The organism is Sinimarinibacterium flocculans, assembly GCF_003201205.1.
Classification (GTDB): domain Bacteria; phylum Pseudomonadota; class Gammaproteobacteria; order Nevskiales; family Nevskiaceae; genus Solimonas; species Solimonas flocculans.
Window position 1 is genome coordinate 1 of sequence record NZ_QICN01000037.1, and the last position, 1,132, is coordinate 1,132.

Annotated in this window: 2 protein-coding genes and 1 pseudogene; 1 reads left to right on the forward strand and 2 read right to left on the reverse strand. The window is 63.9% G+C overall.

All coding sequences use genetic code 11. From position 1 onward, the window contains the following. Positions 1-221 (reverse strand): annotated as a pseudogene (locus tag C8D93_RS20295) (AbiEi antitoxin N-terminal domain-containing protein); the annotation flags it as partial. A 222-nt stretch (positions 222-443) separates the two neighbouring features. On the opposite strand from C8D93_RS20295, the gene C8D93_RS20300 reads away from it, so the two are divergent. Continuing rightward, positions 444-815 carry a DUF3742 family protein gene (locus C8D93_RS20300; RefSeq protein ID WP_110267101.1) on the forward strand — a complete coding sequence of 124 codons (372 nt, stop codon included), beginning with the start codon at positions 444-446 and terminating at the stop codon, positions 813-815. A gap of 7 nt (positions 816-822) precedes the next feature. Here C8D93_RS20300 and C8D93_RS20305 read toward each other — a convergent pair. Continuing rightward, positions 823-1,132: conjugal transfer protein TraG N-terminal domain-containing protein (locus C8D93_RS20305; RefSeq protein ID WP_146216694.1), on the reverse strand; the 310-nt coding region annotated here is incomplete at its 5' end.

Consider the following 1,132-nt stretch of genomic DNA (forward strand, 5'->3'; position numbering starts at 1 on the left):
GCGCTGTTGCAGGAACTTCAGCGCACCGTAGACCCCGAACTCATCGTTCGGAAGGCATAGACGCCATGGGCCAGGCGCACGAGCCACCCGCCGTCGGCATAGTGGGCGGCGAGCTGGGGCGATACCCCGAACTGGCTCAGGGTGGCAAGGTCGAACGGCGCCCCGCGGGGGAGTCCCGCCTGCAGCCGCTTGATTACCTGGTGCCTAGAATTTCCATCCATGCTATAAAAATAGCACGGAATCCAATCAATCCCTAGAACTATCGCAAGAACGTGCAGGGAAAGTAGCATAACGTTTGATTTCCATCGCAGAATCTAATCGACCTGCGACCCAGGCCGACCGGCTCTGCCAGCCGCAACCCGCCCTCCTGATCGCGGTCTATGCTGGAGGGCAGGCCCCGACCGGCCGCTCCATGAGGTGAGGTACCACTGAAGCCGAGGCACATGAGCATGACCACCAACACGCACAACGGGAGCTGGAGCCACCGGCTGGGCCGGGGGGCTGGCCGTGCCTGGCGTGGATACCTCCGCCGCGAGCAGCGTGTCGCCGGCTGGCTGGTGACGCGCGGGGTGCCCGCGGGCGCGGCGACGGCGGTGCTCTGGATCGTCAAGCTCGCCGTGCTCGGTGCGCTGCTCTACTCCGCGTTCTGGCTGGCCCTGCTGCTTGCCTTTGCGGTGACTGCTGCATGGCTCGTGCAGCACGACGACTCTGATCAAGAGGAACCGCAACCCGAGTGGAGGGAAGGCCCCAACGGCTTCGGGCTTTATGACAAGAGCGACTGGCGCATCGACCCGCATGTGACCGACGACGACTGAACGGCGGTCACTTCTTCGATACGGCGCTCATTGCCATACCAGCGCCACGCCCCCCAGCGCCCTTGGCGTCCGAGGTGGCGGTGGACAACCCCTGCACGATATTTCCCGTGCGAACGCCTGCCCAAGCCAATGCCATGACCCAAAACGTCGGCAGCACGATGAACATCATCGCCATGACGAAGTTGAGCAGCATGTCGCCAAAGGCGTTGTTCAAGCCGATCAGCGGATCGAAGTTCGTGTGCGGCCTGTCGGCGCCAAACCCCCAGCCGTAGAGCGCGTCCAGGATCGTGCTGTCGATCCAGCGCGCGAGCTGGAAC